Source organism: Bradyrhizobium sp. SOJA106 (assembly GCF_059448745.1).
Genome location: NZ_CM182549.1, coordinates 2,899,285 through 2,922,234 on the forward strand (window position 1 = coordinate 2,899,285; position 22,950 = coordinate 2,922,234).

At 64.5% G+C, this 22,950-nt stretch carries 20 protein-coding genes; 9 read left to right on the top strand and 11 right to left on the bottom strand.

Features of this window, described 5'->3' with window-relative positions:
* Positions 1-72 precede the first annotated feature (72 nt).
* Positions 73-945 carry an SDR family oxidoreductase gene (locus AC5V87_RS12955; protein ID WP_456839723.1) on the bottom strand — a complete coding sequence of 291 codons (873 nt, stop codon included), beginning with the start codon at positions 943-945 and terminating at the stop codon, positions 73-75.
* A 106-nt stretch (positions 946-1,051) separates the two neighbouring features.
* On the opposite strand from AC5V87_RS12955, the gene AC5V87_RS12960 reads away from it, so the two are divergent.
* From AC5V87_RS12960 to AC5V87_RS12975, 4 genes are all read left to right on the top strand, one after another.
* Positions 1,052-1,861, top strand: coding sequence for a crotonase/enoyl-CoA hydratase family protein (locus AC5V87_RS12960; RefSeq protein ID WP_456839722.1), 810 nt, complete (start codon positions 1,052-1,054; stop codon positions 1,859-1,861).
* 111 nt (positions 1,862-1,972) lie between these two features.
* A complete protein-coding gene (locus AC5V87_RS12965) occupies positions 1,973-3,517 on the top strand; it encodes an acyl-CoA synthetase (protein WP_495371198.1) in 1,545 nt (514 codons plus the stop codon).
* A 12-nt stretch (positions 3,518-3,529) separates the two neighbouring features.
* Positions 3,530-4,726, top strand: a complete 1,197-nt coding sequence (locus AC5V87_RS12970) for a rhomboid family intramembrane serine protease (RefSeq protein WP_495371199.1) — start codon at positions 3,530-3,532, stop codon at positions 4,724-4,726.
* Between the two features lie 49 nt (positions 4,727-4,775).
* Positions 4,776-5,180: a YccF domain-containing protein gene (locus AC5V87_RS12975; RefSeq protein WP_235539507.1), complete on the top strand. Its 405-nt coding sequence runs from the start codon at positions 4,776-4,778 to the stop codon at positions 5,178-5,180.
* Positions 5,181-5,198: 18 nt separating this feature from the next.
* Here AC5V87_RS12975 and AC5V87_RS12980 read toward each other — a convergent pair whose 3' ends face one another.
* Complete coding sequence (locus AC5V87_RS12980; RefSeq protein WP_495371888.1) at positions 5,199-6,164, bottom strand: class I SAM-dependent methyltransferase; 966 nt, start codon at positions 6,162-6,164, stop codon at positions 5,199-5,201.
* 527 nt (positions 6,165-6,691) lie between these two features.
* On the opposite strand from AC5V87_RS12980, the gene ppc reads away from it, so the two are divergent.
* Positions 6,692-9,481 carry a phosphoenolpyruvate carboxylase gene (gene ppc / locus AC5V87_RS12985; RefSeq protein ID WP_495371200.1) on the top strand — a complete coding sequence of 930 codons (2,790 nt, stop codon included), beginning with the start codon at positions 6,692-6,694 and terminating at the stop codon, positions 9,479-9,481.
* A gap of 117 nt (positions 9,482-9,598) precedes the next feature.
* On the opposite strand, the gene AC5V87_RS12990 is transcribed toward ppc, so the two are convergent.
* The 4 genes from AC5V87_RS12990 to AC5V87_RS13005 all read right to left on the bottom strand — a co-directional run bounded on the left by AC5V87_RS12990 (position 9,599) and on the right by AC5V87_RS13005 (position 13,414).
* Positions 9,599-10,711, bottom strand: a complete 1,113-nt coding sequence (locus AC5V87_RS12990; RefSeq protein WP_456839717.1) for an SMP-30/gluconolactonase/LRE family protein — start codon at positions 10,709-10,711, stop codon at positions 9,599-9,601.
* Positions 10,712-10,839: 128 nt separating this feature from the next.
* Positions 10,840-11,754, bottom strand: a complete 915-nt coding sequence (locus tag AC5V87_RS12995) for an SDR family oxidoreductase (RefSeq protein ID WP_495371201.1) — start codon at positions 11,752-11,754, stop codon at positions 10,840-10,842.
* Positions 11,755-11,857: 103 nt separating this feature from the next.
* The gene (locus tag AC5V87_RS13000; RefSeq protein ID WP_495371202.1) at positions 11,858-12,997 is read right to left on the bottom strand and encodes a thiolase C-terminal domain-containing protein; all 1,140 of its coding nucleotides are present in this window, start codon (positions 12,995-12,997) and stop codon (positions 11,858-11,860) included.
* Between the two features lie 3 nt (positions 12,998-13,000).
* The gene (locus tag AC5V87_RS13005; RefSeq protein ID WP_495371204.1) at positions 13,001-13,414 is read right to left on the bottom strand and encodes a Zn-ribbon domain-containing OB-fold protein; all 414 of its coding nucleotides are present in this window, start codon (positions 13,412-13,414) and stop codon (positions 13,001-13,003) included.
* A 177-nt stretch (positions 13,415-13,591) separates the two neighbouring features.
* Here AC5V87_RS13005 and AC5V87_RS13010 point away from each other — a divergent pair, with 177 nt between their 5' ends.
* The 4 genes from AC5V87_RS13010 to alkB all read left to right on the top strand — a co-directional run bounded on the left by AC5V87_RS13010 (position 13,592) and on the right by alkB (position 17,183).
* Entirely contained in the window at positions 13,592-14,941 is a 1,350-nt protein-coding gene (locus tag AC5V87_RS13010; protein WP_495371205.1) for an amidase, read from the top strand.
* Positions 14,934-15,620, top strand: coding sequence for a DUF2848 domain-containing protein (locus AC5V87_RS13015; protein WP_456839712.1), 687 nt, complete (start codon positions 14,934-14,936; stop codon positions 15,618-15,620). Before AC5V87_RS13010 ends, AC5V87_RS13015 begins: the two co-directional genes overlap by 8 nt.
* 156 nt (positions 15,621-15,776) lie before the next feature.
* Entirely contained in the window at positions 15,777-16,520 is a 744-nt protein-coding gene (locus AC5V87_RS13020) for a 2OG-Fe(II) oxygenase (RefSeq protein WP_495371206.1), read from the top strand.
* A 9-nt stretch (positions 16,521-16,529) separates the two neighbouring features.
* A complete protein-coding gene (gene alkB / locus AC5V87_RS13025; RefSeq protein ID WP_456839710.1) occupies positions 16,530-17,183 on the top strand; it encodes a DNA oxidative demethylase AlkB in 654 nt (217 codons plus the stop codon).
* 167 nt (positions 17,184-17,350) lie between these two features.
* Here the strand turns inward: alkB and AC5V87_RS13030 are convergent, their stop codons facing one another.
* The 5 genes from AC5V87_RS13030 to AC5V87_RS13050 form a co-directional block, all read right to left on the bottom strand.
* Positions 17,351-18,976, bottom strand: coding sequence for a thiamine pyrophosphate-dependent enzyme (locus AC5V87_RS13030; RefSeq protein WP_456839709.1), 1,626 nt, complete (start codon positions 18,974-18,976; stop codon positions 17,351-17,353).
* A gap of 25 nt (positions 18,977-19,001) precedes the next feature.
* A complete protein-coding gene (locus AC5V87_RS13035; protein WP_495371207.1) occupies positions 19,002-19,871 on the bottom strand; it encodes a fumarylacetoacetate hydrolase family protein in 870 nt (289 codons plus the stop codon).
* Positions 19,871-20,854: a 3,4-dihydroxyphenylacetate 2,3-dioxygenase gene (gene hpaD, locus AC5V87_RS13040; RefSeq protein WP_456839707.1), complete on the bottom strand. Its 984-nt coding sequence runs from the start codon at positions 20,852-20,854 to the stop codon at positions 19,871-19,873. Before hpaD ends, AC5V87_RS13035 begins: the two co-directional genes overlap by 1 nt.
* A 147-nt stretch (positions 20,855-21,001) precedes the next feature.
* A complete protein-coding gene (gene hpaE, locus AC5V87_RS13045) occupies positions 21,002-22,540 on the bottom strand; it encodes a 5-carboxymethyl-2-hydroxymuconate semialdehyde dehydrogenase (RefSeq protein WP_495371209.1) in 1,539 nt (512 codons plus the stop codon).
* Positions 22,533-22,931 carry a 5-carboxymethyl-2-hydroxymuconate Delta-isomerase gene (locus tag AC5V87_RS13050; protein WP_495371211.1) on the bottom strand — a complete coding sequence of 133 codons (399 nt, stop codon included), beginning with the start codon at positions 22,929-22,931 and terminating at the stop codon, positions 22,533-22,535. Before AC5V87_RS13050 ends, hpaE begins: the two co-directional genes overlap by 8 nt.
* Positions 22,932-22,950: the final 19 nt, after the last annotated feature.

Consider the following 22,950-nt stretch of genomic DNA (forward strand, 5'->3'; position numbering starts at 1 on the left):
GCACCACGACGCATTGGACGATGCTTCGCATCGCCAGGGGCGCGCTGCGCTGCGTCCGGGGCACGAGAGAGACTACCCCCGCTTCGCCCGGTCCTTCTCGTTCTGCGCCATGATGCTTTCGCGCGCGGCTTTCCAGTCGTCGTCGCTCCAATCGCGCAGCTGGTAGAAATTGCCGCCCATGGCGAGCGCCTGGGCGCCGTCCATCGCGATGGTCTCGCCGTTGATCCAGTCGCAGCCGCCGGAGATCAGGAACACCGCAAGGTTCTGCAACTCCTCCATGGTGCCGACGCGGCCCATTGGGTTCATCGCCTTGGTGCGCGCGCCGGCCTCGTCGCCCGGCTTGATGCGCTTGCTCATGCCCTCGGTCGGGATTTCGCCCGGCGCGATGGTGTTGAGGCGGATACCGTAGCGGCCCCATTCGGTCGCGAGCGACATCGTCATGGCGTGGATCGCCGATTTGCTCATCGCCGACGGCACGACGTAGGGCGAGCCGTTGCGCACCCAGGTCACGGTGATCGACACGACATTGCCGGGCTGCTTCAGGGCGATCCAGCGCTTGCCGACCGCATGGGTCACGTAGAACGTGCCGTGCATGACGATGTTGGCGACGGCATCGAAGCCGCGCGGCGAGAGTTCTTCGCTGCGCGAAATGAAATTGCCGGCGGCGTTGTTGATGAGATCGGTCAATGGTCCGTCGCGAAAGATGGTCTCGATCATCTCCTCGACCGCGAGCGCGTTGCGAATATCGACGCCGTGGCTGGTGACGCGGCCGCCATACTCGGCCATCAGCTCGGTCGCGGTCTCGTCGCAGACGATCTTGCGCCGGCCGCAGATATGCACCTCGGCGCCGAGCTGGAGAAAGCGCGCCGCCATCGATTTGCCGAGCCCGGTGCCGCCACCGGTCACGAGGATGCGCCGCCCAGCCAGAAGATTTTCCTTGAACATGGCTGTTTCTCCCGTACGGATTGTCAGTTAATTGGTCGATTGACTAAATCCGGCCGCCAGCTTTCTGTAAAGCGGCAACCGGTCAAGAACAGGGGAGAATTCGTCCATGGAAGAGCGCGTCTCGATCTCGATCTCGAAAGGCGTCGCCGACGTGCGGCTGGTGCGCGCCGACAAGATGAATGCGCTGGATCAGGCCATGTTCGAGGCCCTTGTCGCCGCAACCGAGCGGCTTTCGAAGGAAAAAGGCCTCCGCGCCGTCGTGCTGTCGGGCGAGGGCCGCGCCTTCTGCGCCGGGCTCGACATGGGGCGTTTTGCCGCCATGAAGGAGAAGGGCGGCAACGGAATTCCGGGTGGCGAAAATCGCGATCTCACCAAGCGCACGCATGGCCAGGCGAACTTTCCGCAGGCCGCGGTGTGGGGCTGGCGCCAGCTTCCGGTTCCGGTGATCGCGGCGGTGCATGGCGTTGCCTTTGGCGGCGGCTTCCAGCTCTCGCTCGGGGCCGACATGCGCTTTCTCAGCGCTGATGCGCGCATGTCGATCATGGAAATCAAATGGGGCCTCGTCCCCGACATGGCGGGCACGCCGATCCTGGCCTCGCTGGTGCGCGACGACATCCTGCGCGATCTCACCTATACGGGCCGCATCTTCTCCGCGCAGGAGGCGATGACCTACGGTCTCGCCACGCGCATCTGCGACGAGCCGCGCGCGGCAGCGCTCGAAGTCGCGCGCGAAATCGCCGGCAAGAGCCCCGATGCGATCCGCGCGGCGAAGCGGTTGCTGAACAATCTCTCGGTCGATCCGGGTCCGGCACTGCTCGCCGAGTCCGTCGAGCAGCAGAAGCTGATCGGCAGTCCGAACCAGACCGAAGCGGTGCGGGCCAATCTGGAGAAGCGTGCGCCGAAGTTTGCGGATTAGTTCACTGTCGTTCCGGGGCGATGCGCAGCATCGAACCCGGAACTCGAGATTCCGGGTCTGGTCCTTCGGACCATCCCGGAATGACGAACACAAGAACAAAGAAAAACAAAAATGAGCGAAACGTCCCAATTCCTCGGCATCGTCTCCGGCGAGCGCCGTCGTGATCACGCCCAAGTCGCCAACCGCGCCGATCGCATCGCTTCGGGTCTTGCCAAGATCGGCGTCCGCCAGGGCGATTGCGTCTGCATGCTGATGCGCAACGACATTGCCTTCCTGGAGGCCGCCTACGCCGCGATGCGCCTCGGTGCCTATGGCGTACCGATCAACTGGCACTTCAAGCCGGAGGAGATCAACTACATCCTCCGCGACACCGGCACGTCCGTGCTGATCGGACATGCCGACATGCTGCACGCCCTGCGCGATGCGATTCCCGAAGGCGTCACCGTGCTCAGCGTGCCGACGCCGCCGGAGATCCTGGCCAACTACAAGATCGATCCAGATCATCTCAGGACGCCCGAATTCGCGATCGATTTCGAACCCTGGCTCGCGCAATTCCAGCGCTATGAGGGCCCTGTCGTGCCGCAGCCGATGAACATGATCTACACGTCAGGGACGACGGGCCATCCCAAGGGCGTGCGGCGCAATGCGCCGACGCCGGATCAACAGGCCGCCGGCGAGCGCATGCGCGCGATGATCTATGGCCTCAAGCCCGGTGCCCGCGCGCTGCTGCCGGGGCCGCTCTATCATTCCGCGCCGAACTCGTTCGGCATCCGCGCGGGAAAACTCGGAGGCGCGCTGGTCTTGATGCCGCGCTTCGAGGCGGAAGAGTTTCTGCAGCTGATCGAGAAATACAAGATCGACACCATGTTCATGGTGCCGACCATGTTCATCCGCCTGATGAAACTGCCGGAAGAGACCCGCAAGAAGTACGACGTCTCTTCGCTGCGCCATGTCATCCACGCCGCCGCGCCGTGCCCGGCCGACGTCAAGCGCGCCATGATCGAGTGGTGGGGCCCGGTGATCTACGAATTCTATGGCTCGACGGAATCGGGCGCCGTCACCTTTGCGACGTCCGAGGACGCGCTCAAGAAGCCGGGCACCGTCGGCAAGGTTTCGCCCGGCGCCGAGCTGCGCTTTCTCGGTGAGGACGGCCGCGTGCTCGGCGTCGGCGAGATCGGCGAGATCTATTCCCGCATGGCCGAGCTTGCCGACTTCACCTACCACAACAAGCCCGGGAAGCGCTCCGAGATCGACCGCGACGGCTTCATCACCTCCGGCGACGTCGGCTATATCGACGCGGACGGCTACGTCTTCATCTGCGACCGCAAGCGCGACATGGTGATCTCAGGCGGCGTCAACATCTATCCGGCCGAAATCGAATCCGTGCTGCACGCCGTGCCCGGCGTGCACGATTGCGCCGTGTTCGGCATCCCAGATGCCGAGTTCGGCGAGGCCCTAATGGCGGTGGTCGAGCCGCAAGCGGGCGTTACGCTCGATGCCGGCGATATCCGGGCGCGGCTGAAGACCTCGCTCGCCGACTACAAAGTGCCCAAGCACATCGAGATCCGCAGCGGCCTGCCGCGAGAAGACTCCGGAAAAATCTTCAAGCGCCGCCTGCGCGATCCATATTGGGAGCAGGCGGGCCGGAAGATCTGACGCGGGCATGAGATGCCGCTTGTCCCGAACTATCAACAAGCTGTCGGCGATCTGATACACGTAAGGGTAGAGTTGCTTCGTCGGTTCGGCTATGCTGCCGCTCTCCGCTTCATCTGGTCCCGATTTTTCATGCCATCGTTTCGTCCCGGATTCTTCGAAGTCCCTCATGGGGCTGTCTATGCACTGCTGACCGTGACGGTCCTCGCGTCGGGCTTTTGCTTCATCCAGGCGGGCGGCCCGTCAGCACCGGCGGAATTACTGTATCGCTATGGCGGAATGTATTCGACTGCAATGGCGCGGCATGAGTATTGGCGGCTCATCGCCTACGGCTTCCTGCACGTCGATTTCGTTCATCTGACGATGAACATGCTGTGTCTTGTGCTTTGGGGAGGGCATCTCGAGCGGCGGATCGGGCCGGCCTACTTCCTCATGATTTATCTCTGCGCGATGGTGTTCGGCGCCATCATCGGCAATGGCATCCATTCCACCCCCTATTTGACGGTCGGAGCCTCCGGCGCCACGTCGGGCATTCTCGGCGCGCTGCTCTGCCTGTGGATCCTCGGCAAGCTCGACGTCAGCTTCGACTTCTTCGCGATCAACATTGGCTTGAACGTCGCGTTCGCGTTCAGCAACTCGCGTATCGACTGGGGCGTCCATCTCGGCGGCTTTGCGGCCGGATTGATCGCCTGCGCGGTGCTGGACCTGGTCGAGAAGGCGAATGCCTATGCGCTTCGTTGCAAGTTTCCCGAGGCGGTGAAGGTCAATCTGACCCTGCTGGCCTGCGTCGTTGCGCTGTGGGCCTGGGGCGGTCAGGCCATCGCCGCGGGAGATTTTGGACGGGGGCAGATGATCATCCTCGTGCTCGCATCTTGTGCCGTCGTGAAGATGGTTGATCTCGCACTCTCCATGAAGAAGGGTCTCGCGATGGTCGTGGCAACCCTGGCCGGAGCGAACGCTGCCGCCGTCATGTCTTGCGGTTGGGCTCTGGCATTTTATTGCTCGCCGCCCTTGCCGACCGGATACATTCCGCTCGACCTTTTTCTTGTCATATTCTGCCCGAACCCACTTCTCATCTCGGGACTAGGCGCGATTGCCGTCGCCGCGCTGACGCTTTGGCTCTGCGCGAAGGAGATTTGGCGAGGAATCGAAGATGTTGGATTTGTCGGCACATCGCTGCGGGCCGAACGCAGCCGGCGTCATGGACTATGACCTCGGACGTCGTGCTATAGTGAGTGATCACTGACCCGTGGATGATCCCATGTCCCCCGTTTCCATCCTGCTCAACATTCTCTGGATTCTCATCGGCGGCGCCTGGATGGCGTTTGGCTGGCTGGTGGCCGCGGTCATCATGGCCGTCACCATCATCGGCCTGCCCTGGGCGCGGGCGGCGTTCAACATCGCCGTCTATACGCTGCTGCCGTTCGGCTCGCGGGCGGTCAGCCGCTACGAGGTCACCGGCGAGAGCGATATCGGCACCGGGCCGCTCGGGGTGATCGGCAACATCATCTGGTTCGTGCTGGCCGGCTGGTGGCTGGCGCTCGGCCACCTCGTGACCGCGCTCGTGCTCGCGATCACCATCATCGGCATTCCGTTCGCCTGGGCCCATCTGAAGCTCGCCGGCATCGCGCTCTGGCCGATCGGCAAGGTGATCGTGCCGGCTTAGACTCGCCGGACGGGGGCTTCAGCTTTGGGGGACACCTTTGTCAATTTTCACCCAGAGCGCACTCCCCAGCGTCGACGTATGCCTTGCCGCGTAGGCCCACGCCGGCAAGCGTGACGGTGAAAGCAAAAGTGCGATCACGGCCTGCCCGATCCGCTGCGCTTTGCTTCGCGGCAGGCCGCGCACGAACTCACAGATGCTGCCCGGCTTCTCTGCCTTGCGCAAAAAGCTGTCCACGACGTCTTCTCGGAGGAACTTCAAGAGGTTGAATGGTTCCCGCTCGCAGATGCTCAATCGCAGGCCATGTCGCCGACATACGGCAGCGAAGGCTTCCTTGGTCCAGCGGCCAATATGATTCGGTGGCATGTCTATGAGAGATCCATGCGACTCCATGTAGTACGTTCGGAGCTCGTTTGGCACGGCGATGAAGACGGAGCCTTGCGCCTTGAGAAGATATTTCAATCGAGCAAAGACTTCATCCACCCGGTCCATGTGCTCGAACACCTGAAACATGAAGATGATGTCGAACGCCTCTTTCATCGGGGCGAGGCCATCGTCTCGAAGATCAACCGAAAAAGTCTTGTAGCCTTTGGATCGCAATATCTGTTGCGCTGTTTCGTTGTAGTCGACCGCGTAAATGTGGGATGCAGGAAAGAATCTGTCCCGGACCTGATCAAGAAAATACCCGAACCCCGCTCCCACATCGATCGCCGTCTTTCCATCAGTGCTCATGCGACGCAGCTCTTCGATTGTCCTTGCATACTCCCATTTCATGGTCGGATAGGAGGGATGCGGCGCGGCCAGGTTATAGAACTCGGCGCCGCCCGCGACGAACGGATATGCAAAGCCGAATCCGCAACCCGCGCATTTGCGGATTTCGCACGTGTCGCGGCCCCAGAGCAGCGACAGGTGACGTGTCAACTTTCGAAAGCGATCCGGATACTGGCGCGGATTGATGAAGGATCGGGAGGCCTGATCTGCGGTCACTTCGAACAATTTGGCCGTCGACGCATTGCCGCATGCTGGACAAGTGCTCATCTCTCCTGACCTCACTCAGCCCTATCCTTCGAGCGTGGTTGAGTTCGAATGTCGTGTCATCATTCAAATGCAGGCTATCGAAGCACGCCTGGCGTTGCCCAACGGACAAATCACGCTACATAAAGGTCAAGAACCGGGCGCCAAATATTCTGATCGACCGAAGTTCGGACGCCTGCGCCGCGAGAGCGCGAAAGCATGGTTGTGTGAACGGGATCTCGTGCCCCCGGAGGCAGCGCAGCGCGCCGCCCCCTTCGCGGCGTGGTGCGCTGCAGAGCCGGGCCTACAGTGCGGCATTTTCTTTGTGGCTTCCTGGGTCCCCGGCTCGGCGCAGCAACGCTTGCGGCGTCGCTGCCCGTCCGGGACACGAGAGTCATTGCCTGGCGCCGCCCCAAGTTCATCTTGCACTGCGGCAAAAAACTTGCACACTTGACGGCGCCGGGGAGCCATAGGGAGCTCTGACTAAGGGGAGCGAGCCAATGTCCCTCCAAACCGTATCGTCCGACGCGCCTGATCATCGCCCGAATCGCCCTGAGGACGTTCAGGCGCTGGAAGCGGACGCGCGGCTGCGGGACGACATCCGCCTGCTCGGGCGCATCCTCGGCGATACCGTGCGCGACCAGGAGGGCGCGGACGTGTTCGACCTGGTCGAGCGCATCCGGCAGACCTCGATCCGGTTCCATCGCGACGAGGACCGGCTCGCCCGCCGCGAGCTCGAGCAGATTCTCGACAGCATGTCGATCTCCGAGACGGTGCGGATCGTTCGCGCCTTCAGCTATTTCTCCCATCTCGCCAACATCGCCGAGGACCAGAACAACATCCGCCAGATGCGTGCCGGCAAGGGCGGCGGCTCCGGTGTGCTGGCGGAGACGCTGGCCAAGGCCAAGGCCGCGGGCATCAACTCCGACACCTTGCGCAGCTTCTTTAGGACTGCGCTGGTCAGTCCGGTCCTGACCGCGCACCCGACCGAGGTCCGGCGCAAGAGCACCATGGACCGCGAGATGGAGGTGGCCGCGCTGCTCGACCGGCGCGAGCGTGTCGCGCTGACCGCGGAGGAGGCCGCCGCCAGCGACGAGCAGCTGCGCCGGGAGGTGCTGACGCTGTGGCAGACCAATCTGCTCCGCCGCACCAAGCTCACCGTGCTCGACGAGGTCGCCAATGGCCTATCGTTCTACGATTACACCTTCCTGCGCGAGGTGCCACGGCTGGTCAACGTGCTGGAAGATCGGCTGGAGGAGGGCGGCGAGGCGGCTGCCAGTGAGCTCGCCTCGTTCCTGCGCATGGGCAGCTGGATCGGCGGCGACCGCGACGGCAATCCCTTCGTCACCGCCGATGTCATGCGTGGCACGCTGCGGCTGCAATCGAGCCGCGTGATGCAGTTTTACCTGAACGAGCTGCACGTGCTCGGCTCGGAACTGTCGATCGCGGCGCATCTCGCCGACGTCTCGGAGGAGCTGCGGACGCTGGCGGAGCGCTCGCCGGACACCTCGCCGCACCGGAGCGGCGAGCCTTACCGGCTCGCAGTCTCCGGCATCTATGCGCGCCTCACCGCGACCGCCGAAAAGCTCGAGGTCGAGATCACGCGCCGGCCGGTCGGCAAGGGAAAGCCTTATGAGAGCGTCAGGGAATTGCAGGCCGATCTCGACGTGCTGCACCGCTCGCTGATCTCCAACAACGCCCGCGTCATAGCCCGCGGCCGGCTGCGGCTGTTACGGCGCGCGGTGGACTGCTTCGGCTTCCATCTGGCCCGGCTCGACATCCGCCAGAACTCGGCGGTGCACGAGCGCACCATCGCCGAGCTGATGGACGCCGCCAATCCCGGCATGTCCTATCTCGCGCTCGGCGAGGACGCGCGCATCTCGCTGCTCACCAACGAGCTGCGTTCGACCCGCGCGCTGGTCTCGCCTTTCGTCAAATACAGCGACGAGACCATGGGCGAGCTCAACGTCTTCCATGCCGCCGCCGAAGCGCATGCGAAGTTCGGCTCGGACGCGATCCCTCAATGCATCATCTCGATGTGCAAGGGCATGTCGGACATGCTCGAGGTCGCGGTGCTGCTCAAGGAAGTGGGCCTCGTCCATCCCTCCGGGCGCAGCGCTATCAACATCGTGCCCCTGTTCGAGACCATCGAGGATCTGCAGGCTTCCAGCGGCATCATGGACCGCATGCTGTCGCTGCACGATTATCGCCGCCTGGTCGACAGCCGCGGCAGCGTGCAGGAGGTCATGCTCGGCTATTCCGACTCGAACAAGGATGGCGGCTTCGTCACGTCGGGCTGGGAGCTATACAAGGCCGAGATCGGCCTCGTCGATGTGTTCGAACGGCATCACGTGCGGCTGCGCCTGTTCCACGGCCGCGGCGGCTCGGTCGGCCGCGGCGGCGGGCCGAGCTATGACGCCATCATTGCGCAGCCTGGCGGCGCGGTGAACGGCCAGATCCGCATCACCGAGCAGGGCGAGATCATCTCGTCGAAATATTCCAACGCCGAGGTCGGCCGCAACAATCTGGAGATCCTCGCTGCCGCCACGCTGGATGCGAGCCTGCTGCAGCCGCGCCAGAGCGCGCCGCGCCGCGAATATCTCGCCGCGATGGACGAATTGTCGAACCTCGCCTTCAAGGCCTATCGCGGCCTCGTCTACGAGACCGAGGGCTTCGTCGATTACTTCTGGGCCTCGACTGTGATCAACGAGATCGCGACGCTGAACATCGGCAGCCGCCCGGCCTCGCGCAAGAAGACCCGCGCGATCGAGGATCTTCGCGCCATTCCCTGGGTGTTCTCCTGGGCGCAATGCCGCCTGATGCTGCCGGGCTGGTACGGCTTCGGCAGCGCGGTCGAGCAGTGGATCGCGGCGCATCCGCAGCAGGGCATGCCGTTCCTGAAGGAGCTCTACAAGGAATGGCCGTTCTTCCGCATGCTCCTGTCGAACATGGACATGGTGCTGGCGAAAAGCTCCATTGCGATCGCCTCGCGCTATGCCGAGCTCGTGCCGGACGAAGCCTTGCGCGAAAATATATTCGGCCGCATCCGCCGCGAATGGCATTCCTGCATCGAGACGCTCCTCGACATCATGGGTCAGGACCGCCTGCTGCAAGGCAATCCGCTGCTGGAACGCTCGGTGCGCCACCGCTTCCCCTATCTCGACCCGCTCAACCACGTGCAGGTCGAGCTGCTCAAGGAGCATCGCGCGCACAACCCCGACGAGCAGGTGCTGCGCGGGATTCAGTTGACCATCAACGGCATCTCGGCGGGGTTGAGGAATACGGGCTAATCCCGACCGTCGTTCCGGGGCGCCCGCAGGGCGAACCCGGAACCTCGAGATTCTCAGGTGCGCAATTGCGCACCATAGCTCGATGCTGCGCATCGCCCCGGAATGACGTTTTACCTCTCAGCAGAAATGCGCGCCCTGCGTCTCCACATAGACCGAGTACAGCGACTGGCTCGCGGTCATGAACAGGCGATTGCGCTTCTTGCCGCCGAAGCAGAGGTTGGCGCAGGTCTCCGGCAACAGGATCTGCCCGATCCGCGCGCCGTCGTTCGGTGCGAAGATCTGCACGCCGTCATAGCCAGGTCCGACCCAGCCCGCGCCGACCCAGATGTTGCCTTCGGTATCGACGCGCAATCCGTCCGGGAAGCCTGATTTGCCCTCGAGCTTCATGTCGATCAGCTTCTTCGGGTTCGACAGTTTCGTCCCGTCGATGTCGTAGGACCACACCACGTTCTCCGCTTGCGGGTAATGCGTGATGCCGGTGTCGCAGACATAGAGCTTCTTGTAGTCGTGAGAGAACGCGATGCCGTTCGGCTTGAACGGCTCGTCGGCGACCTTCGCGACTTGCCCCGTCTGTGCATCCAGCCGGTAGACCGCTTCCTTCTGGTACGGCTGGAGCGAGCCGGTGTTGGCAAGCTTGCCCTCGTAGATGCTGATCGCGCCGTAGCCGGGATCGGTGAACCAGATCGCCTTGTCGTTGGGATGCACCACCATGTCGTTCGGGCCGTTGAGCGGCTTGCCGTTCGCCTGCTCGGCCAACGTCGTCACCGCGCCGTCGTGCTCATAGCGGACGAGGCGGGTCCGCTCGGCGGTGATCTGGCGTCCCTCGGTGTCGAACGAGTTGCCGTTGGCCTCGTTCGACGGCTTGTGGAACTGCTCGGAGATGTGGCCGTCATCGTCGAGATAGCGCAGCTGCCGGTTGGCGGGGATGTCGCTCCAGACGAGATATTGTCCCTGCGCATTCCACGCCGGTCCCTCCGCCCAGAGGCAGCCGGTATAGAGCCGCTTGATCGCGGTGTTGCCGACCTTGGCCTTGAAGCGCTTGGGATCGATGACGACGATGTCGGGGTCGGGATAGCGCTGCGGCTCGGCATTGGCGCCGAAATCGCGGGCGTCGGCCTTCGAGGCGAGCAGGGCGGATGCGGCGACGGTCGCCGCGCCCTTGAGGAGCGTGCGGCGGCCGAGACCGCCGGTTGCAGTGGTGACGTCGGAGTTGGTCAGTATTCTTGTCATGGTTTCCTCCCAAGGTTTGTTGGGAGGACACTATTCGCCCGCATTCAGGCATAAAACGGGGCGATCTCAGGACAAGGCAACCAGCGATCGCAGCGCAGGGATGCTAAAAATGCGGCTAGACGGAATCCTTACACGGGGTCCCAAGGGAAGATGTCGGCGGAACGGTCGAGCTTGTAGAACGAGCCCTTCAACGCCGGCATGCCGTGTTCCGCGATCGATTGCGGCGTCCAGCCTTCGCTCCGGTGCACCGAGCGCAGCGGGCGGTTCTGGCTGAACAGGAACAGCTCGTTCATGCGCGCGCCAAAAATCTGCCCGGTGACGTCCTTGGCGGCGTCGGAGAGCAGATAGGCGCAGATCGGCGCGATCTTCTCCGGTCCCATCTGCTTGATCTTCTCGACGCGCGCCTTCTCGGCCTCGGTCTCGGTCGGGATGGTGCCGATCATGCGCGTCCAGGCGAACGGCGATACGCAGTTGGAGCGGACGTTGAAGCGGCCCATGTCGAGCGCGATCGACTTCGACAGCCCGACGATGCCGAGCTTGGCGGCGGCGTAATTGGCTTGGCCGAAATTGCCGATCAGGCCCGAGGTCGAGGTGAAGTGCACGAAGGAGCCGCTCTCCTGCTCGCGGAAGATGCGCGCTGCGGCATGACTTACGTAGAACGAGCCCATCAGGTGAACCTTGATGACGGCCTCGAACGCTTCCACACTCATCTTGTGGAAGATCATGTCGCGCAAGATGCCGGCATTGTTGACGACGCCGTCGAGCTTGCCGAAGGCATCGGTCGCAGTCTTCACGATCTTGCTGGCGGGGATCGCTTCCGCGACCGACTCGAAATTTGCAACCGCCGTGCCACCGCGCTTCTTGATCTCCTCGACGACCTCCTCGGCGGGCGTTGCGCTGGAGCCTGCGCCGTCGGCGGCCCCGCCGGGATCGTTGACGACGACCTTGGCGCCTTCCGCCGCGCACAGCAGCGCGATCTCGCGCCCGATGCCGCGGCCTGCGCCGGTGACGATAATGACCTTGTCCTGCAGTGATTTGCTCATGTCGGTTCTCCTGTTGTGTCCGTCATTCCGAGATGGTGCGAGGCACCAGGCCCGGAATCTCGAGATTCCGGGTTCGCTGCGCGCGCCCCGGAATGACGGTTAGTTACCTCTCGTTCGTGAACACGATGGTGCCACTCGCCGCGAACATGCCGCCGACGCCATGGCACACCGAAATCTTCGCGTTGGCCACCTGCGCCGGCGCGATGCCGCGCATCTGGCGCACGCTCTCCTGGAGCGCGTACATGCCGTACATGCCCGAATGCATATAGGAGAGGCCGCCACCATTCGTGTTGAGCGGCAGCTTGCCTCCGGGCCGGGTACTGCCCTCCGCAATGAACTGACCCGTCTCCTCATACGGCATGAAGCCGAGATCACCGAGGCCGAACAGCGGCAGATGCGCGAACGCGTCGTAGATCATGAGGTGATCGACGTCCTTGTGCGAAATGCCGGCTTCCCTGAACGCCAGCGGCCCGGCCGTCTTGAACGCGCGCGAGGAGTTGAACGTTTCCATCTGGCTGACCATCGGCGTTTCCACGCTCTCGCCGGTGCCCATGATGTAGACCGGCTTCCTCGGAAAATCCCTCGCGCGGTCGGCCGAGGTCAGGATCAGCGCGCCGCCGCCGTCGGTGACAAGACAGCACTGAAGCAAGCGGAACGGATAGGCGATCATGCGCGAGTTGAGGACGTCAGTGACCGTGATCGGGTCCTTCATCATCGCCCGCGGGTTCTTCGCCGCCCATTCCCGCTGCACCACCGCGACCGAGGCGAGCTGCTCATGCGTGATGCCGTAGGTCTTCATGAAGCGCAGCACGGGGATCGGGAACATGCTGGGCGGGCCGTAGACGCCATAGGGCGCCTCGAACTGGCCGTTGAGGCTATCCGCCGCCGTGAAGCGCGGCTGCTTGCCGATCATCGACTTGCCGCTCTCCGCATGCGTGATCAGCACGGTCCTGCAGAGACCAGCCTCGATCGCCGCCGCCGCGTGGCGGACGTGCAGCATGAAGGAGCAGCCGCCGACCGAGGTGCCGTCCACCCAGGTCGGCTTGATGCCGAGATAATGGCAGACCTGCTGCGGCGTCTCGACCGCGGTGGCGAAGCCATCGATGTCGGACAGCTTCAGCCCGGCATCCGCAATGGCATTGAGCGCCGCATCTGCGTGGAGCTGGAGCTGCGAGGCGTTGGGGATGACTCCGAGCTCGGTGGTCTCGGCCGCGCCGACGACGGCAACCTGGTTCTTGCGCATGATCTAGCCCCTTGCCGGACGGAAGACGGGGAGGGTGATCTTGTCGTCTAGCTCCTGGAATGCGACCTCGAGCTTCATGTCGAGCTCCAGCGCCTCCGGCGTCTGCGGGCAGTCGATGATGTTGCTCATCATCCGCGGACCCTCGTCGAGCTCGACCACCGCGATGGCGTAAGGCGGCGTGAAGCCGGGCGCGGCGGGGCGGTGGTTGATCACGTAGCTGTAGAGGAAACCCTTGCCGCTCGCCTTGAAGATGCTGACCTTGCGCGAGGCGCAGGACGGGCAGAACGGACGCGGCGGGAAATAGACATGCGCGCAGGCGTCGCAGCGCTGCAGCCGCAGCTCGCCCGCCTTCGTGCCGTCCCAGAAATGCTGGGTCTCCGGCGTCGGTTTCGGTCGCGCGCGCTGCGGTTCGGTCATCTCGGAACGCCCTCCAATGGGCAGGCTTGACGCCCGCCTGTTTCGATCTTGATGCGACAATCGACCATGGCGCGTCAACGGTCCAGCAATGCGCATGCATGCCATCATGCGCACAATGCTTGTGTCGAACTGAGCCAGCGCTATAGATTGCGCGCGCCAATATTCCGTGAGACAGACATGCCCGATTTTCCGACACTGGCGAAGCTGGCCGAAGACCTCGAAAGCGGCCGCACCACCTCCCGCAAGCTGGTCGAGGCGTGCATCGCCAGGATCGCGGACCCCGCCGGGGAGGGCCAGCGCACCTTCATCCACGTCGACAAGGAGGCCGCGCTCGCAGCGGCGGATGCGATGGACGGGTTGCGCAAGGTCAAGGCGGCGCCATCGCGCTATGCCGGTATCCCGATCTCGATCAAGGATCTGTTCGACATCAAGGGGCAGACGACGCGCGCCGGCTCTCGCGCGCTCGACGATTCCGATCCGGCGGAGCACGATGCGGCGGCCGTTGCGCGGCTGCGCCACGCCGGCTTCGTCGTCATCGGGCGGACCAACATGACCGAGTTCGCCTATTCCGGCATCGGCATCAATCCGCACTACGGCACGCCGAAGGGGGCCTGGAACCGGGCCGAGGGCCATGTGCCCGGCGGCTCGTCCTCGGGCGCGGCGGTGTCCGTGCTCGACGGCATGGCGCATGGCGCGCTCGGCACCGACACCGGCGGCTCCTGCCGCATTCCGGCGGCCTATAACGGCATCGTCGGCTACAAGCCGACGCAGCGGCGCGTGCCGCTCGACGGCTCCGTGCCGCTGTCGTTCTCGCTCGACAGCATCGGACCGCTGGCGCGATCGGTCAGCTGCTGTGCCATTCTCGATTCCGTGCTCGCCAACGAGCCGATCGTTCCGCTCAAGCCGCGCCCGGTGAGGGGCATGCGGCTGGCGGTGCCCACCGCGATCGCGCTCGACGATCTCGATGCGGCCGTGGCCGCGACCTTCGAGCGCGCGCTGAAGACACTTTCTGATCATGGCGCCAGCATCGAGCGCATCGAGATGGCGGAATTCCACGACGTCGGCCCGATGAACGCCAAGGGCGGCTTTGCGGCCTCCGAAAGCTACGCTTGGCACCGCTATCTCATCACGGCCAAGGGCGACGTCTACGATCCCAGGGTCTTCGTGCGCATCATGCGCGGTGAGGCGCAGAGCGCGGCCGATTACATCGATCTCCTCAACGAGCGCCGCTCGCTGATCGCCCGCGTGAACGCGCGCATCGCGCCCTATGACGCCCTGGTGCTGCCGACCACCGCCAACACGCCGCCGAAGATTTCAGATTTGGCCGACGACAAGGCATTCACCACGCAGAACTTGCGTGCGCTGCGCAACTGCACCCTGATCAACATGATCGACGGCTGCGCCATCTCGCTGCCCGCGCATCGCGAGGGCGAGGTTCCGGTCGGCCTGATGCTGGCCGGCGCGGGCGGCTCGGACCGCCGTATCTTCGAGCTTGCTGCCGGCATGGAGGCCGTCATTCGTGTTTGATCTCACTTTCACCGTCGATGCCCAGGACACCACCACGCCGCTGACGCTGGCGATCGACCAGATGGTCATCGCCGGCTGGACCGGCCGCGATCCCGTCGCCCGCGACAAGCACATCGCCGAGCTGCAGGAGATGGGCATCGCTCCGCCGGCCTCGACGCCGATCTACTACCGCGCCTCGGCGCGGCGGCTGACGCAGGAAGACCGCATCGAATGCACTGGTGGCGATTCTAGCGGTGAGGTCGAGTTCGTGCTGATCGGCTGGCAGGGCCGCATCTTCGTCGGCTGCGGCTCCGACCACACCGACCGCAAGGTCGAGGCCTACAACGTCACGGTCTCCAAGCAGATGTGCGACAAGCCGGTCGCCTCCACGCTGTGGAAGCTCGAGGACGTCATCGGCCACTGGGACAAGATGATCCTGCGTTCCTACGCCACGATCAACGGCGAGCGCGTGCTCTACCAGGAGGGCACGCTGGATGCGATGCTGCCCGTCACTGATCTCATCGCGCGCGGCTTCCCGGGTGGCAAGCTCCCCGACGGCTGCGCCATGTTCGGCGGCACGTTCGCCGCCAAGGGCGGCATCCGTCCGGCTGACCGGTTCGACTTCGAGCTGGAGGATCCCGTGCTGAAGCGGACCATCAGGCACGGCTACGACGTGGTGACGCTGCCGGTGCTGGGCTAGGTCTACCCACCGTCATGCGAGCGCAGCGAAGCAATCCAGAGTCCTCCGCGGAACCAGTCTGGATTGCTTCGTCGCAAGGCTCCTCGCAATGACGGGGGAGAGAGTCATCGGAAATCGGGTGGCAGGGGTGAAAGCCGGGCTGCAAGGGTGATTGCCATGACAATGACCGCTCGAAAATCACCTCCGCCGTCCCTCGACCTCGCCGCCCACGTCGACGCCCTCGATTGGCCGCAGATCACGGCCGAGCTCGACAGCCAGGGCTGCGCCGTCCTGAAGGGCCTGCTCACGCCGGCCCAATGCCGCGCCATCGCTGCGCTGTACCCCGACGACACGCACTTCCGCAGCCGCATCGTCATGGGCCGCCACGGCTTTGGCCGCGGCGAGTACAAGTATTTCTCCTATCCGCTGCCGGACCTGATCGCGCAGTTGCGTCCGGCGCTCTATGCGCATCTGCAAGGCGTTGCCAACCGCTGGAACGACGCAATGGGGATCGACATCCGCTACCCCCGGGCGCATGCGGCGTTCCTGAAGCGCTGTCACGAGGCCGGGCAGGCGCGGCCGACGCCACTGCTCCTCCAATACGAAGCGGGCGATTACAACTGCCTGCACCAGGACCTCTATGGCGAGCACGTGTTCCCGCTCCAGGTCGCGATCCTGCTCTCCGAGCCCGGCCGCGATTTCTCAGGCGGCGAGTTCGTGCTGACCGAGCAGCGGCCGCGCATGCAGTCGCGCGCCGAGGTGGTTCCATTGGCGCAAGGTGATGCGGTCGCCTTTGCCGTGCATCACCGCCCGGTGCAGGGGACACGCGGCACCTACCGCGTTAACATGCGCCATGGCGTCAGCCGGATTCGCTCAGGCCAGCGCCATACACTCGGTGTGATCTTCCACGATGCGAAATGAGTGCTGCGATTGACAGCTGATCTGTTCGACAGCGTTGCCGAGGCGCAGCCGTCGCGCGAGGAGATCGCCGACGGCGCCGTGCTGCTGCGCGGCTTCGTCCAGCCGATCGAACGCGAGCTGATCGACGCCGTGCGCGCCATCGTGGCGCAATCGCCGTTCCGGCGGATGGCCACGCCCGGCGGCCATCTGATGTCGGTGGCCATGACCAATTGCGGCGAGCGCGGATGGATCACCGATCACACCGGCTATCGCTATGATCCCATCGACCCGCGTACCGGCGCGCCATGGCCGGCGATGCCGCTCGTCCTCCGCGATCTCGCCCGCAACGCAGCCGAGCGGGGCGGCTTCCAAAACTTCGCGGCCGATGCCTGCCTCGTCAATCGTTACGAGCCCGGCACGCGGCTGTCGCTGCATCAGGACAAGGACGAGCTGGATTTTTCGGCGCCGATCGTCTCGGTCTCGCTGGGCCTGCCCGCGACGTTCCTGTTCGGCGGCCTCGCCCGCAGCGACAAGCCGCGCCGCTTCCGGCTCGTGCATGGCGATGTCGTGGTCTGGGGCGGGCCGAGCAGGCTCGCCTATCACGGCGTCGCGCCGCTCGCCGAGGGCGAGCACGCGCTGCTTGGGCGGAAGCGGATCAACTTGACGTTTCGCCGGACGCGGTAATCTTCCCTCTCCCCTTGTGGGAGAAGGTGCCTTCCCGAAGGGAAGGCGGATGAGGGGTCTCTATCCGCGGAGACAGACCCCTCATCCGTCTCGCTGCCGCTTCGCGTCAGCGATCCACCTTCTCCCACAAGGGGAGAAGGCAAGAGGCCGAATCGACGATGTTTTGATTACGGCTTCGGCGGATGAATGAATGCCCACGGGCTCACTTCCGAATCCCTGGTCACCTCGACCGAGATCAGATACGGCCCGCCATGGCTGAGCGCCTTCTCCAGCGCCGCCTTGAACTGCTCCGGCGCAGTCACACGCGCCGCCGCTACGCCAAAGGACTCCGCGAGCTTGACGAAATCCGGATTGACGAGGTCCGACGCCACCACACGGCCGTCAAAACGTTCGCGCTGGTCGCGGCGGACATTGCCGTAGGCGTTGTTGTTGAACACCAGCGTCACCACGCCGATGTTGAACTGCACGGCCGTGGCAAGTTCCTGCACGCCGAACATGAAGCCGCCATCGCCGGTGATCGCGACCACCGGCTTGTCGGGATTGGCGACCTTGGCGCCAAGCGCAGTCGGGAAGCCCGAGCCGAGCGTGCCCTGATAGCCTGAGGTGATGAAGGTGCGCGGCTGGTAGATCGGAAAGCCGTACCAGGAGGCGAAGCCGACCTGCGACAATTCATCGGTCACGATCGCATTCGCCGGCAGCACCTCGCGCAGGATGTTGAGATACGCCATCTGCGGCTGGACGCGCTGAATCTCGGCTTGTGCGCTCGCGGTGGCCTCGCGGATCGCGCCGCGGCGGCCGGCGGTCTTGCTGTAGCCGGCCTTGCTGACGGCCCCGGCGAGGTCGGCAGTCGCGGCCTTAGCGTCGGCTACGATCGCGGTGTCGGAAGCAAACCGCCGCATCTCGACAGGATCAATGTCGATGCGGATGCTCTTCAATCCGTCGGGACGATACGGCCAGCGCGACATGGTCGGCAGCTCCAGCCGCGTGCCGATGCCGATCATGAGGTCGGTGTTCGGCCATAGTCTGTAGGCGGCGGCCATGGTGAGGCCGAGTTCGTGCGCGTTGGAGACGATGCCGCGGCCGCTGCGGAAGGCGACGACGGGCGCATCGATCATCTCGGCGAGCTCGAGGATCTCCTCGCCCGCCTCGATCGCGCCGCTGCCGACGAAGATCATCGGCGCCTTGCTGGCCTTGATCAGCGCGGCCGCCTGCTTGATCATATCGGGATCGGGCAGCGGTGCTGGCAGCGGCTCCAGCACCTGTGCAGCCGCTGTATCTGCGCGCTGTGTAAAAATGTCCCAAGGCATTTCGACCGAGGCGGGGCCGCGCCGCCCCGAGGTCATCTCCTGGAACGCGCGCGCCACCGTGGTCGGCGCGTTGCCGGGCGTCTCGATCCGGTCGGCCCATTTCACATAGGTGCGCAAGGTGGCGAGCTGGTCCGGCATCTCGTGCAGATGACCGCGGCCCTTGCCGAGGAACTGCGTCGGCACCTGGCCGGTGACGCACAGCACCGGCTCGTTGCAGCCATAGGCGGTCAGCAGCGCCGCGCTGGCGTTGAGCACGCCGGGGCCGGGCACCACGCTGAACACGCCGGGCCGGCCGCTCGCGCGCGCATAGCCGAACGCCATGTAGCCGCAGGCCTGCTCGTGCCGCGCGCCGATCACCTTGAGCTGGGCCTGATGGAACGCGTCGAACAGGCCATAGATCTGCGCGCCGGGCAGGCCGAACACGGTGTCGACGCCGTGAGCAACAAGGCCGCTGACGATCGCTTCGCCGCCGGTGAGGGTGGTCATTGCACTATTCCACTTCCGTTGTTGTTCAGGCTTCGTCGACGACACCGTTGCGTAAGGAGCCGATGCCCTCGGCCGCGACCTCGACGACGTCGCCCGGCTTCAGATAGCGCGGCGGATCGAACCGCGCACCGGCGCCCGTCGGCGTGCCAGTGACGATGATGTCGCCGGGGACCAGCGTTGCGAAGGTCGAGATATAGCTGATGAGATAGCGGAACGGAAACATCAGCCGGCTGGTGCGGTCGTCCTGCCGCAATTCGCCATTGACATGCGTGGTGAGGCGGATGTCCGCGATCTGGGATTCCTGCATGTACGGCACCAACCACGGACCGAGGCTGCCGCTGGAATCAAAGTTCTTGCCCTGGGTGACGTTGAATTTGGCGTGGCGCAGCCAGTCGCGCACCGAACCTTCGTTGCAGAGCGTCAGCGCCGCGATGTGGTCGAGCGCGGCGCTTTCCGCAATGTGCCGGCCTTGCTTGCCGATCACCAGCACGATCTCACCCTCATAGTCGAGCTGGGCGGATGCGCGCGGGCGCACCAGCGGCGTGTCGTGGCCGACGAAGGAGCGCGGCGAGCGCATGAACATGCTCGGATATTTCGGCGCGTCCTGGCCGTCCTTGTACTCGGCGTTGCGATCAGGATAGTTGACGCCGATGCAGATGATCTTCTCCGGCGCAGGCACCGGCGGCAGCCAGGTGATATCGGCGAGCGCGTGATCCGGCGCGCGGCCGGCAGCTTCTTCGGCAAGGCTCACGAGCTTTCCGGCGGCGATGACTTCGCGCAGCGTCGGATAGTTTTTCGCATAGCGCGCGGAGAGATCGACGATGCCGCTCTCCAGGACGGCGCCGTAGCTGACATCACCCTTGACGGAATAGGTGGCGAGGCGAGGGAGCTTCATCAGTCCGCCACCAGCACGTCGGCCACGAACTTCGGCTCACGCACGGCCTGATCCGTGAACGGCGAGCCCTGCTCGAACCAGGAGCGCGGCGCAGGCGCGCCCCATAGCGTCTGGCGGCGCGGATCGCGCAGCGACCAGCGCAGCGGCTCGTGGTCGTGATCGCCCGTAAAATAGTCGCTGGTGTAGAGCTCCAGCCGATGACCGTCGGGATCGCGCACGTAAAGGAAGAACGCATTCGAGATGCCGTGGCGTCCGGGGCCGCGTTCGATGTTCTTCACAAAACCCTGCGAGGCCATGACGTCGCAGAGATGGATGATGTTCATCGCCGTCGGCGTCCAGTAGGCGAAATGGTGCAGGCGAGGGCCCTTGCCGTTGGTGATGGCGAAATCGTGGACGTTGCCCTTGCGATGCATCCAGGCGGCGGCGATGCGGCCGTTCGGGCCGTCCTCCTCGGCATATTCGGTGAGGCGGAAGCCGAGCCGTGCGTAGAAATCGACGGTGTCCTGCACCTCCGCGGCGAAGACGTTGAAATGATCGAGCCGCTGCGGATGGCAGCCCCGATAGAGGTCGTAACGGCGCAAGAGATGCGGCCGGCGGTCCATCGATGCGTAGAGCTCGATCTGGAAGCCGAAGGGATCGGTGAACTGCAGCGTGCGGCCCTGGAACGCTTGATCCGCGAACGCGTAGGCGAGGCCGTTCTCGGAGAGAAACTTTGCGGCCTTGTCGAGATCGCCGTCATTACCGACCTTGAAGCCGAGCCTGCTACAGGCCGGCGCGGCGGCCTTGCGCAGCACCAGCGAGTGATGCTGATGCTCCTCGGCCGCACGCAGGTAGACGACCTTGTCGTCGGCATCCTCGACATGCAGGCCGACGGTGGTCTCGTAGAATTCGCGGCTCAGCTTCAGATCGGTCACCTCGAGCACGACGTGGCTGGAGCGGATGATGTTGAACGGCGGCTCGAAGACGTGTTGTGGTACGGGCATTGGCGTTTCCCTCTCTAGGCCTCCGTCATTCCGGGGCGGTCCTTCAGGACCGAACTATGGTGCGCAATTGCGCACCTGAGAATCTCGAGGTTCCGGGTTCTCCGGGCCGCGCTTGCGCGGTCCCGTCGCCCCGGAACGACGGCGTTTCTAAATTCCCAATCTCTGAATCTTGTGGGTGCCCCGCGCCAGCGAGACGTGCTTGGTTTCCATGTAGAAGTCGAACGAGTAGTCGCCGCCGTCGCGGCCGATGCCGCTGGCTTTCATGCCGCCGAACGGCGTCGGCAGATGGCGGACGTTCTCCGAGTTCAGCCAGATCATGCCGGCCTCGAGCGCATCGGCGACGCGCAAGCTCCGGCCCACGTCGTTGGTCCAGACATAGCCGGTGAGGCCATAGCGGATGTCGTTGGCGATCTCGATCGCGTCGGCTTCGTCCTTGAACGGCAGCACGGTCAGGAATGGCCCGAACACCTCCTCCTGTGCGACGCGCATCTGGCCGTGCGCGCCTGTCACCAGCGTCGGCTCGACATAATGCCCGCCGCCGGGACCGTCATAGGTCTTGCCGCCGACCGCGATGGTTGCGCCGTCCTGGCGCGCGACGTCGAAATAGGAGCAGACCTTTGCGAGGTGACGTTCGTGGATCAGCGGCCCGATCTCGGTTGCCGGGTCGAGGGGATGGCCGACCTTCAGCGCCTTGACGCGCGCAGTCAGCTTCTCCACGAATTTCTCCGCGATGCTCTGCTGGATCAGCAGGCGGCTCGACGAGGTGCAGCGCTCGCCGTTGAGCGAGTAGATCATGAACACGACGGCATCGAGCGCGCGGTCGAGATCGGCGTCGTCGAACACGATGACGGGATTCTTGCCGCCAAGCTCGAAATGCACGCGCTTCAGCGTCGGCGCGCCCTGAACCATGATCGCCGAGCCGGTCGCGCTCTCGCCGACGAAGCCGATCGCCTTGATGGCGGAATGCTCGGTCAGCGCCTTGCCGGCCTCCTCGCCAAAGCCGTGAACGGTGTTGAGCACGCCGTCGGGAACGCCGGCTTCCTTGACGAGCCTTCCCAGAATGGACGCCGTCACCGGCGACCACTCGGCCGGCTTGTGTACGACGGTGCAGCCGGCGGCCAGCGCCGGGGCGATCTTCCAGGTCGAGAGCATGAACGGCGTGTTCCACGGTGTGATCACGCCGACCGGGCCGATCGGCACGCGGGTCGAGATGTTCCAGTGCTCCTCGCTCGGCGTGTTGAGGCCGTCGCGCGCTTCGGCGCATTTGTCGGCGAAGAAGCGGAAATTCTCGGCAGCGCGGATCGCGGCCTTGGCCATGAAGCGGTAGGCCTGCCCGGTGTCGATGCATTCGAGCACCGCGATGTCTTCGGCGTTGTCCTCGATGGCGTCGGCGACGCGATGCAGCAGCTTGCGCCGCATCGCCGGCCCCATGTCGCGCCAGGACTTGAAGGCGAGGGCAGCGGCGGTCGCGGCCGCATCGATATCCTCCGCATTGCCGCGCGCGACGGTGGCGAGCACAGCGTTATCGACCGGCGACTTCGTCTCGAAGGTCTCCCCCGAGATCGAGGCGACGGTCTTGCCGTCGATCATGTGGCCGATGCCGTCGGCGCGCAGCTTCTTCAAGAGCGGCGCGAGGCGGTCGCGATTGGCCTGGAACATGTCGGCTTTCGGGATCGGCTTATCCATGTGCGGCCTCCACTTTCAGGGCGTCGTGGATGTTGTTGCGCTTCCAGCTGGTGTCCTTGTCGTTGATCTGCATGTCGAACGACAGAGCGAACTTGCCGGCGGCGAAGACGGGATCGAGATGCTTTGAGAGCGCCTGGAACACATGCTCGCCGGCTTTCTGGCGAGTCTTGAGATCGCGGCCTTCGCCGATCCGCACCACCATGTCGAGGAAACCGTAGTCCTGCCGCGCATCAGCAATGGCATAATGCTCACAGCGGATCGCGCGGACGCGGATGCCGCCGAGCGGGAAGATGCCGGTCTCGACCGCCGCCCTGCGCACGACCTCGCATACCGCCGCGATGTCGAGGCGGCGGTCGAGATTGGCCGAATATTCGATCGTGAAATGCGGCATCGCGGTTTCACTCCCTGTA